The 17931-nt window shown below is 42.8% G+C and carries 11 protein-coding genes and 1 other RNA gene; 7 read left to right on the forward strand and 5 right to left on the reverse strand.

Annotated features, from left to right (window positions below; all coding sequences use genetic code 11):
• Nucleotides 1-231: 231 nt before the first annotated feature.
• Together nifJ and ACT29H_RS11190 are read right to left on the reverse strand one after the other, a co-directional pair.
• Nucleotides 232-3768 carry a pyruvate:ferredoxin (flavodoxin) oxidoreductase gene (gene nifJ / locus ACT29H_RS11185; protein ID WP_444821717.1) on the reverse strand — a complete coding sequence of 1179 codons (3537 nt, stop codon included), beginning with the start codon at nt 3766-3768 and terminating at the stop codon, nt 232-234.
• A gap of 157 nt (nt 3769-3925) precedes the next feature.
• Complete coding sequence (locus ACT29H_RS11190) at nt 3926-5092, reverse strand: AAA family ATPase (protein WP_444821718.1); 1167 nt, start codon at nt 5090-5092, stop codon at nt 3926-3928.
• Between the two features lie 371 nt (nt 5093-5463).
• Here ACT29H_RS11190 and ACT29H_RS11195 point away from each other — a divergent pair, with 371 nt between their 5' ends.
• Nucleotides 5464-5763 (forward strand): hypothetical protein, encoded by a 300-nt coding sequence (locus ACT29H_RS11195; protein WP_444821719.1) that lies wholly within the window; start codon nt 5464-5466, stop codon nt 5761-5763.
• Nucleotides 5764-5924: 161 nt separating this feature from the next.
• Here ACT29H_RS11195 and rho read toward each other — a convergent pair whose 3' ends face one another.
• Entirely contained in the window at nt 5925-7703 is a 1779-nt protein-coding gene (gene rho / locus ACT29H_RS11200) for a transcription termination factor Rho (protein WP_444821720.1), read from the reverse strand.
• Between the two features lie 397 nt (nt 7704-8100).
• Between rho and ACT29H_RS11205 the strand changes: the two genes are divergently transcribed.
• The 3 genes from ACT29H_RS11205 (at nt 8101) to ssrA (ending at nt 10439) form a co-directional block, all read left to right on the forward strand.
• The gene (locus ACT29H_RS11205) at nt 8101-8970 is read left to right on the forward strand and encodes a sigma-70 family RNA polymerase sigma factor (RefSeq protein WP_444821721.1); all 870 of its coding nucleotides are present in this window, start codon (nt 8101-8103) and stop codon (nt 8968-8970) included.
• 361 nt (nt 8971-9331) lie between these two features.
• On the forward strand, nt 9332-9982 hold the full coding sequence (gene rpe, locus ACT29H_RS11210; protein ID WP_444821722.1) for a ribulose-phosphate 3-epimerase: 651 nt from the start codon (nt 9332-9334) through the stop codon (nt 9980-9982).
• Nucleotides 9983-10037: 55 nt separating this feature from the next.
• Nucleotides 10038-10439, forward strand: a transfer-messenger RNA (tmRNA) gene (gene ssrA / locus ACT29H_RS11215).
• Between the two features lie 373 nt (nt 10440-10812).
• Here ssrA and ACT29H_RS11220 read toward each other — a convergent pair.
• Both ACT29H_RS11220 and ACT29H_RS11225 read right to left on the reverse strand, forming a co-directional pair.
• Complete coding sequence (locus ACT29H_RS11220; protein WP_444821723.1) at nt 10813-11799, reverse strand: nucleotidyl transferase AbiEii/AbiGii toxin family protein; 987 nt, start codon at nt 11797-11799, stop codon at nt 10813-10815.
• Nucleotides 11796-12518, reverse strand: coding sequence for a DUF6088 family protein (locus ACT29H_RS11225; RefSeq protein WP_444821724.1), 723 nt, complete (start codon nt 12516-12518; stop codon nt 11796-11798). The genes ACT29H_RS11220 and ACT29H_RS11225 overlap by 4 nt, the downstream gene beginning before the upstream one ends.
• A gap of 984 nt (nt 12519-13502) precedes the next feature.
• Here ACT29H_RS11225 and ACT29H_RS11230 point away from each other — a divergent pair.
• The 3 genes from ACT29H_RS11230 (at nt 13503) to ACT29H_RS11240 (ending at nt 17849) form a co-directional block, all read left to right on the forward strand.
• A complete protein-coding gene (locus ACT29H_RS11230; protein WP_444821725.1) occupies nt 13503-14510 on the forward strand; it encodes a zinc-binding alcohol dehydrogenase family protein in 1008 nt (335 codons plus the stop codon).
• Between the two features lie 3 nt (nt 14511-14513).
• The gene (locus ACT29H_RS11235) at nt 14514-15179 is read left to right on the forward strand and encodes an NAD-dependent epimerase/dehydratase family protein (protein WP_444821726.1); all 666 of its coding nucleotides are present in this window, start codon (nt 14514-14516) and stop codon (nt 15177-15179) included.
• 939 nt (nt 15180-16118) lie between these two features.
• Nucleotides 16119-17849, forward strand: a complete 1731-nt coding sequence (locus ACT29H_RS11240) for a cellulase family glycosylhydrolase (protein WP_444821727.1) — start codon at nt 16119-16121, stop codon at nt 17847-17849.
• The last annotated feature ends 82 nt before the right edge of the window (nt 17850-17931 follow it).

The raw sequence follows: 17931 nt of genomic DNA on the forward strand, positions 1-17931 counted from the left end.
CTCCTTGAAGTCCTTTTCCGGTTCTTTCCCGCAACGAATTCAATAAACTTAGTACCAAACCACGTAATGCCTCATAACAACGAACCAAATTTCAATTAATTCAATTAACATCAGGTCTCGCAAATTTTGCTTTTGCAAATTACGAAAGAGAGAGATACAAATCAATTCAGTGAAACAAAAAAAGGCAGTCTCCGTTGGGAGACTGCCTCTAAAAGACAAGAGTAAAATCTATTACTCAGTGACGTATGACATTTCAGACAATCGCTTATAGGTATTATAACGCCATTGCGCATTTTCCTTAGCTTTAACAAAGAGTTCTTTAGCCTCTTCAGGGAAGGTCTTCATAAGGGCGGTATAACGTACCTCTCCTTTCAGGAAGTCCTCGAACTTAGACCAGTCTGGCTCTTTAGAATCCAACTGGAAGGGGTTCTTTCCTTCCGCTTCAAGCATCGGATTGTAACGATACAAATGCCAGTAACCACTCTCTACAGCTTTTTTCCCTTCACTCTGAGATGCCCCCATACCGGCTCTCAAACCATGGTTAATACAGGGTGCATACGCAATAATAAGCGATGGTCCGGGATAAGCTTCAGCTTCTTTTATGGCTTTAAAATATTGGTTCATATTGGCACCCATTGATACCTGTGCAACATATACGTAACCATAAGTGGTCGCCATAAGTCCCAAATCCTTTTTCCGAATTCTTTTACCTGCTGCAGCAAATTTGGCAACCGCTCCTACAGGGGTAGACTTGGATGCCTGACCACCGGTATTGGAATAAACTTCAGTATCCAAAACAAGCACATTTACATCCTGTCCGGAAGCGATCACATGGTCCAATCCACCGTAACCGATATCATAAGCCCAACCGTCTCCACCAAAGATCCATACAGATTTTTTCACCAAATAATCTTTCAGTGCAAGAATCTCTTTGGCTACGGCATGTTTCTCATTTTCCAAAGCTTTTAAAACAACATTGGAAACCTCGCGAGATTTTTCTCCGTCATTTTTGGCTTCGATCCAAGCCTCAAAAGCAGATTTGGTTTCGGCATCCACCTCCGACAGATTCTCTTTCATCAGTCTCTCTATGCGATCGCGCAGTTTTTCAACACCAACCGACATACCCAATCCATACTCAGCGTTATCTTCAAATAAAGAGTTCGCCCAAGCAGGCCCTTGACCATCCTTATTGGTACAATAAGGTGTTGCAGGGGCAGAACCACCATATATGGAAGAACAACCCGTGGCATTGGCAATCATCATCCGATCTCCGAACAATTGGGTGATCAGTTTGATATAGGGCGTTTCACCACATCCGGCACAAGCACCTGAGAATTCAAACAATGGTTGTGCAAACTGTGATGCTTTCAAGTTGGTCGTCTTAGGCATAAGCGTATCCTTAATGGATACTTTCTCTGTCATATATTCCCAACGTTCAGCCTGATCCATCTGAGAATCCAGAGGTTTCATTACCAGAGATTTCTCTTTGGAAGGACAAATATCCACACAGTTTCCGCAGCCGGTACAGTCGAGAACGCTCACTTGAATACGGAATTGCAAACCGTTAAATCCTTTTCCGTTGGCTTTCTTAGCAACCGTGCCTTCCGGAGCATTGGCCATTTCCTCTTCATCGAGCAAGAATGGACGAATGGCGGCATGCGGACAAACATAAGCACACTGATTACACTGGATACAATTATCTACTTGCCATTCGGGGACTTCAACTGCGATACCGCGTTTTTCATACGCTGTGGTACCGGCAGGAAAAGTACCGTCTTCACGTCCTCTGAAAGCACTGACAGGAAGATCGTCCCCTTTTTGTGCATTAATGGGAAAAACAATATTACTAATAAATTCAGGTACCGGCTTTCCTTCGGTAACCACCTCATCCTTTGCATCGGCCCAATCGGCAGGAACTTCTATTTTTGAAACATTTTTTCCGCCCATTTCAACGGCCTTGAAGTTCATATTTACAACGTCTTCTCCTTTTTTTCCGAAGGATTTAACGATGAACTTCTTCATTTCCTCCACTGCCTGATCGTAAGGGATTACTTCGGCAATTTTAAAGAAAGCCGACTGCATAATGGTATTGGTCCTGTTGCCCAGACCGATCTCCATGGCAATTCTGGTGGCATTAATCGTATAGAAGTTAATATTATTCTGAGCCATATAACGCTTCATGTCGGCAGGGATACGATGTTTCGTCTCCTCTTCATCCCAGATACTGTTCAGAAGGAAGGTACCACCCTTTTTCAGGCCTTTCAACATGTCGTATTTCCCCAAATAAGAGGGCACATGACAAGCCACAAAGTCGGGCGTATTCACCAGATAAGGCGATCGAATGGGTGAATCACCAAACCTCAAGTGAGAAATGGTGATACCGCCCGATTTTTTGGAGTCATAAGCAAAATATGCTTGCGCGTATTTATCGGTATTTTCTCCGATAATTTTAATGGAATTTTTATTGGCACCAACGGTTCCGTCAGATCCCAGACCATAAAATTTACCGGCAAATGTACCTTTGGGAGCCAGATCAATCTCTTCCTTGACCGGAAGGGATTTAAAGGTCACATCGTCAACGATACCAACGGTAAAGTCATTTTTAGGCTCATTCATTTTCAGGTTCTCAAAAACAGAAATGATTTGAGCAGGCGTAGTATCTTTTGATGACAAACCATATCGACCGCCTACTACCACAGGGGCATTTTCTTTTCCGTAGAACAGATCGCGGATATCCAAATAGAGCGGATTACCGTTGGCACCCGGTTCTTTGGTTCTGTCAAGTACTGCGATACGTTTGACACTTTTGGGGAAAGCTTCAAAGAAATATTTAGCGGAGAAAGGACGGTAAAGATGTACGGCAATCAAACCGACTTTCTCTCCTTTTGCCCTAAGATAATCCACCGTTTCCTTAATGGTATCGGTAACGGATCCCATGGCAACAATAAGGTGCTCCGCATCCTCGGCTCCGTAATAGTCGAACGGACGATATTTTCGGCCGGTGATTGCGGAAATCTTATCCATATAGTCCGCTACGATGTCGGGCACAGCATCATAAAAAGGATTGGCAGCTTCACGCGACTGGAAATAGATATCCGGGTTTTGGGCTGTTCCACGTGTCACCGGATGTTCAGGATTGAGCGCATTGTCACGGAATCTTTGCAGGGCATCCCGATCCAATAATTCAGCTAACGCATCCTGGTCAATAGCTTCGATTTTTTGAATTTCGTGAGAGGTACGGAAGCCGTCGAAAAAATGAAGGAAAGGAACCCGGCTTTTAATCGCAGCGAGGTGCGCCAAACTACCCAAATCCATAACTTCCTGAACGCTTCCGGTGGCCAACATGGCAAAACCGGTCTGACGAGCCGCCATCACATCGCTGTGGTCACCAAAGATAGAAAGAGCTTGCGCAGCCAGACTTCTCGCACTCACATGGAAAACGGCCGGCAATAATTCTCCGGCAATTTTGTACATATTAGGGATCATCAATAACAATCCCTGAGAAGCGGTAAAGGTGGATGTCAACGCACCCGACTGCAGAGCACCATGAACGGCACCCGATGCCCCGCCTTCCGACTGCATCTCCTCTACTTTAACCGTCTCACCGAAAATGTTTTTGCGTCCGTTGGCCGCCCACTCATCAATATTTTCGGCCATAGTAGAGGACGGGGTGATGGGATAAATTGCCGCTACCTCACTAAACATGTAGGCAACATGAGAAGCAGCATAATTCCCGTCACAGGTAATGAACTTCTTGTTTTTAACCATTTGTCTGTTCTCCTTATTGTTTAAAAAATTCTGTTATATCATTTAAGATTTTCAAATTGAGAATTGCCGGCTTTTTTCAATCCATCCTTCCGGAACAACCCCCAACCCGATAGATCTCAGCATTATATTCTGTATAAACCAGTTTAATTTATGCCAATTAAAACAAAAAACCAAACAGCCACAACGGGATCTGGTTACCCTTACCAATCTCCACCATATCACGGGCAAAGTAACCATTATTCACATCGGTTCTCTTCTCTATATTTCGGCCACCTATATAAAACGGCATTTCATCATTCACCATAAAATCAGCAGTAGCGCTATAGCTCACATGTTCCATATACCCAACTTGATTATAGAAAAAGGTCTTATGCAAAACTTCGGTTTCCACCTCACCGGCAGCCACCGAAAACAGCAGATTGGGGTTTTGCATGAACACACACGAAGGTTTTTTTAGCGGATCCGGCTTTTCTTCATACAACAAGTTAATCAATCGTCCCTGCCGCAAATAATTAAGATAATTCATAACGGTGGCACGACTTGTTTCCACATCATTGCTCAGCCGACTGATATTGGGTTGAAAAGGTGCCGATTTACCAACAATATAAAGTAATTTGCGTAGTTTAGGCAAATACTTAAGCTCGATTTGTTGAAGATAGCTGATATCGATCTCGAGCACCAGATTAATGGTTTTCAAAAGATTTTCCAGATAATTCCTCTTTTCCAGAAAAAAAGGATAATAGCCATGATGTAAATAATCGGTAAAATAGGCCAGCGGTTTAATCTTATTTACCACCTCTGCGGCAATATCTTCATGATGTCGGAGTAGTTCGGAGAGGTTTACAGGCTTAAAATCATGCCCGGTTTTGAGGTTAAGATATTCTCTGAAGGTGAAACCTTCTAGGTTATATACCTTGGCACATCCGTCCAGAAAGGCATTACCTTCATCCAGCCGCATTAATGGCGATCCGCTGAAAACTATTTTCAAATCATCAAAATGATCGTAACAATATCTTAACTCTTCGGCCCAATTGGGATATTTATAAATTTGATCCAGAATCAATATCTTGCCACCCGTCTTCCTAAACTCATCGGCAAAATCCACAACCCTGGTCTCTGCAAAATATAAATTGTTTAAATTGACATACAAACACGACTTATCGATGCCATAGAAAGTTTTTGCATAATCAAGCAAGAAAGTGGTTTTGCCCACTCCTCTTGCGCCCTGGATACCGATCAGTCGATGGTTCCAATCAACATATTCAAGCAACTGCCGACGAACCGGTACATTCAGATGCTCCAGCAAGTTGCGGTGTGTTTTCATGAAAGCCTGCATCAAAACCATTAGCTTTTGTTGGCAAATTTAAACAAAGCTTTTTGTATTTTGCAATTTGCAGATTACATTTTTTACTTCCTGTTGTTATTTATAATTTGTAAAGATAAAACAAAAACAAATTAACACCCTATCTTTAAACCTTTTAATAACCTCACAAAAATTTTCTCCGAACCTTTATTTTGCCCCTGCTAAAGTTAGTGTGTGGTCCACTGGGACACAATTTACCCCATTTCATCATTCGCTAACCACTTTTCTGAATATCAAAACCGTCTGCACAAACATAGCTACTACCATAAATCATTCATCCTCCACGGAAATTGTTATAACTTCCACATATAACCCTGAAACTCATTTTTGTCATGCGAGGTGTATTCGGTCAATACCTTAAATTAATTTCATACGAAACCACAGTTCTTTCCGACTCTCTGGCTGCAGAAAGTTATCAGCTTACCATGGAACGCTTTCTTGCGGGAAAGGCTGATGTATTAAAACTCACCACTTCTCAAAGCGCCAAAGACAATGCTCATCTGCAATATTTAAATGCCATCGCCGATTATTGGTATAACTTTTATTATCTGCGCAGTTTGACCCTTTACGATTTCGACAAAAATGAAGACATCTCTTTTGATGAATCGGCTTTACTCAACCCCACGCAGTAAAACGAAAAAAGGCCACCATCTACCGGTGACCTTTCTTTTATCTTTATCAGATTAGAAATTGAAACATTCTAACCCTCTTACATCTATTAATCTTACATCTATTAATCTTACATCTATTAATCTTATATCTATTAATCTTACATCTATGTTTTTACTTCTCTTTATCCGTCATTCATTGAAATGAGGAATTCCTCATTGGATTTGGTTTTGAGCATACGGTCTTTCAGGAATTCCATCGCTTCAATGGGATTCATATCCGAGAGGTAGTTACGTAATATCCAGATGCGGTTCAAGGTATCTTTATCCATGAGCAACTCTTCACGGCGAGTGCTGGAGGCGTTAATATCCACAGAAGGATAGATCCGCTTGTTGGACAAGCGACGGTCGAGCTGAAGCTCCATGTTACCGGTACCTTTAAACTCTTCAAAGATAACATCATCCATTTTGGAACCGGTATCTGTCAGAGCCGTAGCCAGAATGGTCAGCGAACCACCCCCTTCGATGTTACGTGCGGCACCAAAGAATCGCTTGGGTTTGTGCAATGCGTTGGCATCGACACCACCCGAAAGCACTTTTCCGGATGCCGGAGAAACGGTGTTATAAGCTCTTGCCAGACGGGTAATAGAATCGAGCAGAATCACCACATCGTGGCCACATTCAACCATTCGTTTGGCTTTTTCCAAGACAATATTGGCCACTTTCACGTGGCGGTCGGCCGGCTCATCAAAGGTGGATGAAATCACTTCGGCATTAACGCTGCGCGCCATGTCGGTAACCTCCTCCGGTCGTTCATCGATAAGCAGGATGAGCATGTAAACTTCAGGATGGTTTGAGGCGATGGCGTTGGCCACATCTTTCAACAATACTGTTTTACCGGTCTTTGGCTGCGCCACAATCAATCCACGTTGCCCTTTTCCTATGGGGGCAAACATATCGACTATGCGAGTTGAGATGTTGCTGTAAGAGCCTTCGGCAAGATTAAACTTTTCGTCGGGAAAAACCGGGATCAGATGATCAAAAGGCACGCGATCACGCACATAGTCTGGCGAACGTCCGTTAATGGATTCCACCTTTATCAAAGGGAAATATTTTTCACCCTCTTTGGGCGGACGGATGGCTCCCTCTACTGTATCTCCTGTTTTCAGTCCAAAGAGTTTGATCTGCGACTGGGATACATAAATATCATCGGGGGAGTTGAAATAATTGTAATCGGAAGATCTCAGAAACCCATAACCATCGGGCATGATTTCCAACACGCCTGAAGCACTAACGATACCTTCAAATTCGAAGGCTTTATCATTGTGTTTGTTATCCTGCTGCTGGTTCTGTTTATCGTGTCGTTTACGCTGCTGGTGTGGCGTTTGTTGGTCTCTCTCTTTGTTGTTTTGCGTCTTATCGTTACGTTGATGTCTTTTATCCTGCTGCTTTCGGGAAGGTTGGGGTCCGTTCTGCTCCCCGTTTTTGTCACCCTGTTCCTGTCCATTTTTTTGTTCTGTTTGAGTCTTGGGTTCGCCCGACTCTTTTCCAGACTTGAACTCCTTGTTATCCTTTCCGGAAACGTTCTGTTCTTTCTTAAGTTCCGGTTTAGCGTCGTTAATGGTTTGATGTTCAACTTTTTCTTTAACATCAATTTGGGCGGCAGGTTTTTCCTGATCGGCGCTTTGACTGTCTTTTTTATCGTTTTTGTCCTTAGGTTTGGCAGGTGCCTTTTTAGCGGGTCTTCCTCTTCTGGATCGGATTTCCGATTTACCGGCCTCTTCTGAACTTTTCTTTTTCTCCGGACTCTTTTTTATTTCCGGTTCCCGGATAGCTTGTTCATCCAGGATTCTGTAAATAAGATCTTGCTTCTTATATGATTCAACGCGTTTAATACCAAGTTCTTTGGCAATTTGACGCAATTCAACAAGCTTTTTGCTATTTAATTCAATAATATCAAGCATATGAGTATACTACTATAAATTTTTTAATATGTGAAATGGGTTTGATTTATCTAAACATCAGATTTCAATGGCTAAAAGAAATCAAAGTATTGATTTTATACTGAGGATTTAATTTTAATGTCAGGAAAACACCAGGATTAGCAAACGAACGGCTATCCGGAATGGAATTTCCTTGCAAATATAGAGCATTCCACCTATTTCTGCAAATATATTTTAATTAATTATTTACAACACCAATCTGCTATCACAATCACCACAACGGCGCACATAGCTCCGTAACAAAATTAGAGATTCAAATAATCCGCTGCGCCATTCGCCAAAAACCAGAAAATACACTAAACAGAATAGTGAAATTTTTGTTAATATTACAATCCCTAAAAATCAGAATTCTAAATTTATGAGACAACTAAAAATCACCAAACAGGTAACCAACAGGGAATCCCCATCCCTGGACAAATACCTCCATGAAATTGGAAAGGTTCAGTTGATTACCGCCGAAGAAGAAGTTGCCTTGGCCCGTAAAATCAAACAAGGTGATGAACAAGCCCTCTCTCAGTTAATTAAAGCCAACCTTCGTTTTGTGGTATCGGTAGCCAAGCAATATCAAAATCAAGGCCTTGGACTGCCCGACCTCATCAATGAGGGAAATCTGGGACTCATTAAAGCGGCCCAACGATTTGACGAAACCAGAGGTTTTAAATTTATCTCCTATGCCGTATGGTGGATTCGTCAGTCCATTCTGCAAGCTCTGGCCGAACAAGCACGCATCGTCCGATTGCCACTCAACAAGATCGGCAGCGTCAACAAGGTGAATAATGCTTTTGCCCGACTGGAACAAGAGTTTCAAAGGGAACCAACCTCTGAAGAGATCGCCGAACTGCTGGATATGGCCCCCAAAGATGTTAAGGAAGCTCTGAAAGCGTCCAACAAACACATCTCTATGGATGCACCACTCAAACCGGACGATGACAATACGTTATACGACATCCTGCTCTCCGACGGTGACGGTAGTCCTGACGCAGACCTCCTCGATGATTCGCTGCGCAAAGAGATCGAACGCTCTCTATCAACCCTTTCTATCAGAGAGGCAGATATCATTCGGCTCTATTACGGTTTGCACGGTGAACCCCCTTATTCCCTGGAAGAAATCGGTAAGTTGTTTAATCTTACAAGAGAACGAGTGCGCCAGATCAAAGAAAAAGCCATTAAACGGCTGAAAAACACCTACCGAAGCAGAATACTTAGAAACCTCATGAACGACGACTAAAAGTGAACGGGCCGGGCAAGAAATCTTGCCGCTACAAGGTCCCGATTTGTTAGAAAAAATGATTAAAAAAGGGCTGTCATACCAAATCCATTAAACCATCAGTGATTTTGCCCTAATAAAAAACAGATACAACCAGCCCACATAGCCCGGCCAGACAAATGATTTTTAGTTAATGGATCATAAAACCCTCCGGCATGGTATTCATGGGAGAACCGGCCTCAGCTCGCGAAAGGGAGGTGTTTTGCGGTCTTAAGAACAGAGATCTTTTCATCTCCAAGCCTGCCGAGTACTCCATACTGATGTGAAAAAAATTTCTTAAAATTGCCAAATCTTTTATCATCGCAAACAAAAACAAATCCTCATGAACAAAATGGTTGCGCCGTCATTGTTGGCAGCAGACTTTTCGAATCTGGCAAAAGATATAGACATGGTGAATCGAAGCGATGCCGACTGGTTTCACCTCGATATTATGGACGGTGTATTTGTTCCCAATATTTCTTTTGGCATTCCGGTGGTGGAAGCAGTCAGCAAACTGGCAAAAAAACCGCTGGACGTTCACCTGATGATTGTTCAGCCCGAGAGATATATCGAAGCCTTCAAAAAAGCCGGTGCGCATCTGTTGAATGTTCATCTTGAAGCTTCCACGCATCTTCATCGTACCGTGGAAGAGATTCATAAAAACGATATGAAAGCAGGGGTAACGCTCAATCCCCACTCTCCCGTTCATCTGCTGGAAGACATCATCGAACAGGTGGATCTGGTTCTCATCATGTCGGTAAACCCCGGGTTTGGCGGACAAAAGTTCATCCATAACACTTATCAAAAAATTGAAAGCCTCAAAAATCTGATCGAAAGAAAAAAGAGCCGCGCACTCATCGAAGTGGACGGTGGCGTCTCATTGGATAATGCCGCCGATCTCTATCGGGCAGGAGCCGATGTATTAGTCTCCGGCAGCTTCATTTTCAATTCGTCAGACCCTCTCCACACCATCTCACAACTAAAAAAATCGTAAACCATACCGATTGACAACCCATTAAAAAGTATTATCTTTGCACTTCCACAATATCGGGGCTGACATGGACTTGACAGCAGGGTAAAGTGGTAAGTAAGCATGTCGAGCGTTGTGTGGCTGGCTCGTTAATCCCAGGACTCTACCTTTATAACTGGCGAAAATAATTACGCTCTCGCTGCCTAATCGAAGTATAGTAGATTAAGCTTAATCCCGGCCCCAGGGGCTGGGACGTGACATCTCCCGGATGCCTTTGTTTCGGGGCGATCCGATCAGGAGGTGCAGGTAAACCGGAACTAGTTTGAAGAGGGCTCCGTTCTTCAGGCGAAACTTAAGGAGCTAAGGGTTGGTTCGGGTGTCGTTTCCCAGACCTATCACGAAAATTAAGAAACGACTAAGCATGTAGAAAGCTTATGGCTTCCTTGTCTGGACCCGGGTTCGATTCCCGGCAGCTCCACTCATTAGAAAATTCCATCAAATCTGATGGAATCTTTAGTTTTATGTCCTAATATATCCTTGAGTATTTGCGGAAATAAAAAGGAAACAGGCACCCCCATAAAAATGGCAGATTATCGTTTTTCAAACCATAAATTTTAGCTGCATAAAAAAAGTTAATATAAACTAACACAAATATTAAGAGAATCTCTAAAACTTTCAGGGAAGACTAGTGATTCTATTTTCAGAAGAATTCAGGGGATACAAAGAAATTAAAAGTTGAACTATTATTTCACTTCTTTATTTATCTGGTTTTCTAAGGAAACAAATAGTTTGCTCTTATTTAATTAGGAACATGCAGCTTTATACGCGCCCTTTGATGACCCAAAATATCATTTTCAAACTAGAGGAAATTGTGGATCCCATTTAACTTGTTGGAGACGGCTAAATACTGTTTTCAAAGATTCAATTAACTCTACCTCCCTTGGCAATTCCCCAATAACCAACTCTCTAAATTTTGTCCGATAAACAGATTTAATATTTTCCCAGGCCTTTTCCGGGTTTTTGAAAATAATTGCTTCTGAGGGATGTGTTTTTAACCACTCGTTATTGTTTTTGTAGCTAATAACATCATCATTGCCTACTTTCTTCATCATTATATCAAACTGCTCACTCTTAAAGAAGGAATTGATTTCCTTGTTTTTCAGCATCATGTGAATATCATAAATATGACGAATTTTATTGGCTAAATTTTCATAAGGATTCTCCATAAATGAGAACCGGGCGAGGCTCATTATTTTTTCACAAACAGTTCTCTCTTTGCTTAAAACCTGAAGCTCAAAAGCTTCCAAACCATATTCATATATTAAATCATTTAGTTGGTTTCGTTTCATCATATCAGCAATATAACTATTTATGAACCTTCTGGTGAATGGTTCAAAGCTTCCAAGCCAGGTAGCCTCAAAAACGATATGTTCGCGAACCTGACCAAAATTACCATGGAAAAGTTTTTCATATTGATGCACTGTTTTCCTGATATTTCCCATTTTATTGGTTAAGCCGGAAATGGCTATTTCAGGCATGACAGCTTCAACAATTTTCCCTGCTGCTCTAATTTTTTTCTTCATTTGATTGTCGTTTTCTCCTTCCTGCCTCAGAACAACAACATCAATATCCTCCGAAAATCTTTCTATTAATTGGTAACATTTTGAAAGTGCTGTACCTCCCTTAAAAACTATTTCCTTTGCCATTTCAGAATGAAAAATCCGGTACAATGCAAATGTGACCCAATAGTCTTTTTCAACATAAATCTCGGGTATTTCCATCATTTGGGAAGTAGCTAAAACAGCATCCTGAAAAAGTTTTTTGTTTTCATGTAGCTTCATTTTATGTTCCAATTAGGTGCAGTTTTTAAAATGTCTTCGTTTAAATTAAAACGGTATGTGGTCAACGGATTCAGGCTTTGTTTTAAATTACTGTTTTCCTGTCCGGTTATTACGTTTAATAATGCTCCCAGGAAAGCCCTGACACGGGGTGGGTATTTTAAGGCATATTTAACCAACATATTTGTTTCCTTTTCAGATAAATCCTTTAGTTTATCCACCAAAAACCGGATTCCGCTTTTTTGGTCCATGTCAGGTATTTTGGTAAAATCCTTTAATACATCCAATATTTCGAGCAGTGAATAATTTCCTTCGGTAACGTCAATGTAACTTTTTACAGGTTTTGCTTTTATGCTACCGGAATCAATAAATATACGTTTGCTCCGGCTGGCAATTTTTACTGTTTTCGGAACCTGCGTTGTCACCCCCATATTGTTATAAAGGGCTGTTCCTGTAACATAAGCAATTCTCTTTCCCTGTTCATATAAATAAGGTTTTATGATTTCTGTTTCCGTCGGTCTTAGCTCCCCAAAAACTGATTGCTTAGGTTTATAAAATACACCTCTGTTTATTCGTTTTATAACGCCTTCTTTAATTAGCCGTTCAATTGCTTTTGCAGCTCCACTATATTCAGTTACTGATAGATCCAATTGTTGGTATTTAAACGTAGTCCCTTCCGGCATACCTTTTATTTTTTTCTTTATCTTCTCTGCAATATTCATAAATAAAAGCCGTTTCTGTAAACTTTCACAAAGTTACGTATTAAAAAAATAATGTCAAGTTTTTTGCGCATTTTACTTGACATCCATTATAAAAACAATCAAAAGTTAAACATCTCTATTTATGCATCTTACAACACACCAAACTGTTATCTAAACAAAAAAAGTGTAACCAATAAACCAGATGACTTATTAGATACGTTACCTTCTACAAACTTAAATCCTTTTCGCCCTAATTAAAGGATTAAAATAATTTAAGCCCCACTCAATCTCCGACCTCCTAACTCAAACTCAATTCTCAATTTTTAAACTCTTCTGCATATCTGTTGTTTTGCTTAAGGGACTGTATTAACCCGAAAAATGCATTAGAAAATCTATTACGAATTAAAATTGCTGCCAATCAAGTCGCAGGCTAACTTGTTTCAATTCACCATAGCGTTGCTATGCCTCATTTCAACAAGTTCTTGATTGATTGCACTTTTAATTCTCATGACAAAGTTCTAATGCATAATTCGGGATTAATGTCTTCAATTCTAATTCTTTCCTAAGCCACGGAAGTTTACAAAAAGCTATCTTCCCGTCAGCACCAACCAGGAGATTGGAAGTATTAGACCAATAGGCCAATAGGTTATTAGGTTATTAGGTTATTAGGCCAAGAGGCCAATAGGTCAATAGGCTATTAGGCTGTTAGGCTGTTAGGCAATGAGATTGAGGGGATGGAGGAGATTGATGTGCTATTCTGATGGGCTGATATCAAGTTATTGTTACTGTAAAACATTCATCTTGTATCTAATAATCTAAACATCTGGTATTTGATGTGCTAAACAGACTAACAACTAATTTTAAGAGACAATAATTCAATGAGATAAGTAAATTATATACAAATGAAACGAGCATGACCAACTAAGTTTGTCACAACAGAGAATGTATAAAACTTAAAATCATGCGAATTCCATCAGACCAATGATTTAACCTAATTTTATACTGATGAAAGCCATAGGATACAAACAGAATCTTCCCATAGAAGATGTAAAATCCCTGCAAGACATAGAAATAGAGACCCCCAAAGCTACGGGCAGGGATATTTTGGTGGAAATAAAAGCCATTTCGGTAAATCCGGTAGATTACAAAGTCCGAAGCGGCCGCCCCGTGGAAGGGGATGACTGGAAGGTCATCGGCTGGGATGCTGCCGGCATTGTTAAAGAAGTGGGCGAAAAGGTCACTCTTTTTAATGCAGGTGATGAAGTATGGTATGCGGGCGACTTAACCCGTCAGGGAAGTTATGCCGAATACCAGTTGGTGGACGAACGTATTGTGGGCAAAAAACCCAAAAGTTTATCGTATGCCGAAGCGGCAGCACTGCCTTTAACAACCCTTACGGCCTGGGAAATGCTGTTCGACCGATTACAGGTTGCCAACGACGATGCCAACAAATCGATATTAGTTATTGGTGCTGCCGGAGGGGTGGGATCCATCCTGGTACAATTGGCTAAAAAGCTTACCAAACTGACCATTATCGGAACCGCTTCCCGTCCCGAAACGACCGCATGGCTAAATGAATTAGGGGCCCATACCGTCATCAATCACAGAAACAAGCTGAGTGATGAATTTAAAAAGCACAATTTACCACAGCCCGAATATGTGGTGAGTTTAAATGGTACGGAACAACACATCGATGAGATCATTAAATTGATTAAACCGCAAGGCAGGTTCGGCTTTATAGATGATCCATCATCCTTAAATGTCATGCCATTTAAAGTAAAAGCCGTTTCAACACACATCGAGCTAATGTTCACACGCTCCATGTTCCAGACAGAGGATATGATAGAACAACACTACATTTTAAACAAAGTCTCGGAATTAATTGACAACGGAACCATCCGGACCACGCTGGGTGAAAATTTCGGTACCATCAATGCCGAAAATTTACGTAAAGCGCATGCTTTTATGGAGACCGGAAAAGCTAAAGGGAAAATTGTACTGGAAGGGTTTTAAAAAATGATAAAAGTAATTATAACGGGCTCAACAGGGATGGTGGGCCGGGGGGTCCTCCTCGAATGTCTGGAATCCCCTCAGGTGGAACACGTCCTGGTAATCAACAGAAGTCATTTACCAATAAAACATCCCAAATTAACGGAAGTCATTCACGACAATTTCTTTGATTTTAGTGCCATCAATGACCATTTAAAAGGATACGACGCCTGCTTTCACTGCATGGGCGTTTCATCCGTCGGCATGAATGAGACGGAATACCATCGTTATACCTATGACATTACCGAAGCCCTGGCCACAACACTTTTCCGGATGAATCCGAACATGGTATTCAATTATGTTTCGGGAAAAGGGACCGACCCTACCGAAAAAGGCAAAGTGATGTGGGCGCGTGTAAAAGGCAAAACGGAAAACCTCATCCTCAACATGGGATTTAAAGATGCCTATATGTTTCGTTTGCAATTGGTCATTCCGAAAAAAGGCGTCAAATCAAAAACAGCCTGGATAAATGCCTTTTATGCTGTTATGCGACCTTTTTTCCCGCTTTTGGAAAAAAATAAAAACAACACCACCAGTGTTAAGGTGGGACAGGCCATGATTAACAGTGTGCTAGTGGGTAGTTTTACTAAAATTTTAGATAATCATCTGGTCAATGAGCTGGCCAAAGGGTGAGATTAATAACTGCTGAAGTGATTTTAGAAGCGGCATCCGGCGAAACCTACCTTAAGGTATTGGGCCGGTGCCGATGCGAAAGATACACCAAAGCATCGCCTTGCTTTATTCTTTTATCAGTGGTTGGCTCGGTTTCAAAAACCTGATAATAGACTTTGGGTGCACAGGAGGTGATTAAAAGAAGCATCAATAAGTTACTCCGGCTGCCTGCTCTCCCATCCTGTCGCCTTTGCGGCCCCCGGGCAGTCTTCCCTCCTACTTCTGCGTAGTCCGGTCCTTATCGCCGCCGTCCCGGCGGGTGGTGGGAGCTCCTGCCAGGGGAAGACCCGTCCTGCCGATAAAACACCCCTCCTGGCGGGTGATAGGCCCTCCTGGCACGGTTTTGAGGGGCGCTGGCGGGGAATGCCCCCTCCTGCCGGGGTAGGACCTCGTCCTGCCGGATAGATACCCCGTCCTGCCGGAGTTTCGCTGCTCCTGCCAAAGAGTTGTGGCGTCCTGCCGTACCTGTACCCCCTCCTGCCGGTGTGGTGACCCGCGCTGGCGGGCAGGAAGCACCCGCAAAGCGCCTGCGACGCATACCAGGTCGGCAGGAGACCCCAACATGCCCCCTGCGACGGGCTTAAAGCGACAGAAACCTCCATAAACCCACCAGCACCACCTCACGCTCCATCCGGAACGCCCCAATGGGCCCCGGAAATCAGAAGGTTCTGATCGGAGCATGGCCTTTTTTTCATGATGAGGGATTCGACAGTTAGCCATGCTTTACCTGGCAAAACACCAATATTCCTCTCCCGGGCCCGTCTTAATTGTTGTACAGGCCATCAGACGATCCACATCCCGGACAGATCAACAACCAATCCCATAAAATTTATTTTGAAATCATTCCTCAAAACAGCTATCTTAGATTGAACGAAATACTTAAACTAAAGCCCATCAGTTATGTTTCGATCAATGATAACCGTGATATTATTATGGACACTAACCACCATTTGTGCCCAACAGCGTAAGGATGCCTTTGAAATCAACCAGCGTCTGGGACGCGGCATCAACATGGGAAATACTTTTGAAGCCCCTTCGGAGGATGCCTGGGGCAATCCCTGGCAACCCGAATATTTTGAGATCATGGCCAATTTAGGGTTCGACCACGTGCGACTGCCGGTGCGGTGGGAACCCGAAGATCGGAGTTTGTCCGAGGCTCCCTATACCATTTCGGCCGACTTTTTGGAAAAGATTAAGACAGTGGTCGACAAAGCATTGGACGAAGGTCTGATGATCATCCTTAACATGCACCACCACGAAGCTTTGTATGCCGATCCGGAAGGAGAAAAAGCACGTTTCCTTTCCCAGTGGTCTCAAATAGCCGACTATTTCAGAGATTATCCCCAAGATCTGCTGTTTGAGGTGTTGAACGAGCCGCATGGTGCGTTGACACCCCAACGATGGAACACCTTTTTTTCCGAAGCGCTGGAGGTGATCCGGACAACCAATCCCAACCGGGTGGTTCTGATGGGAACGGCCGAATATGGCGGTCTGCAAGGCTTACCCTACATACAACTGCCCGACGACGAAAACATCATCGTATCGGTTCATTATTACAACCCTTTTCCGTTTACTCACCAAGGGGCCGAATGGGTGGGCGACGATGCCGAAAATTGGTTGGGAACCCAATGGTATGACACGGAAGCAGAACGAGAAACCATAGAAAATGAATTTCAAGCCTTACTCAATTTTTCGGAAACCAATCATATTCCGGTACATATCGGCGAATTTGGTGCCTACAGTAAAGCCGACATGGACTCGCGCGCCCGCTGGACCACCTTTCTGGCCCGCTGGTTCGAGCAACAGGGTTTTAGCTGGGCCTATTGGGAATTTAGTGCCGGCTTTGGCATTTATGACCCCAACACGCAAGAATTCTATCAGCCATTGGTGGATGCGTTACTGAATAATCCCATGCCCGACCCAACAGAAGTACACTATTCCGTCGTCTATGATTCCGATTTTTCAGAGGGGCTGGATGGATGGAATTTTTATCTTCAGGGGGGTGCCGCAGGGGATTTGTCTCACGACGATCAAAAAATAGTGGCCCGGGTGGAAACCTCCGGTACCGAAGCATGGCATGCACAAATGGTCAAAAGCGGCATATCGCTGGAGCAAGGTGTGATGTACCGTCTCTCCATACTCGCCGGTGCAGGTTCATCCATCAATATCCCGGTCTATATTGGAAAAGCGTCGACGCCCTGGAATTCGTACAGCGGAACATTTCAACTGAATTTGGACCATCATCCGGCCTGGCATTCTTTCTCATTTATCATGACAGAACCTTCCGATGCCAACAGCCGGATCGTTTTTGATATAGGCCTTATCAACGAACAAATTGAACTGGAACAAGTGAAGCTGGAGAAGGTTTCTCTTGACCTTGCCGTGCCGGCACCCGGCGAGACCGGTATCAGCATGTATCCCAATCCTGTGCGGGATGTCCTCTATTTTGTGTCCGAAAATCCCGTCAACCGGGTGAAGATTATGGATCGCCATGGGCGCGTCCTGTTGCAAAAATCTTTCGCCGCCCCTAGCGGTGATATAAAGATGAATGCTTTCTCACCCGGCCTCTACTTCGCTATCATTTCTTTAGAAAACGGCCAGACAGCACTCCAAAAAATTATGGTCTTATAATCGACCTTGATATTCAGCACTAAAATGGTTCAAGGGAACAACATCCCTTCTTCCCATTGTGATAATTCCAAAAATTTTAACA

The sequence above is a fragment of the Thermophagus sp. OGC60D27 genome, from assembly GCF_052400625.1.
Taxonomy (GTDB): domain Bacteria; phylum Bacteroidota; class Bacteroidia; order Bacteroidales; family Marinilabiliaceae; genus Thermophagus.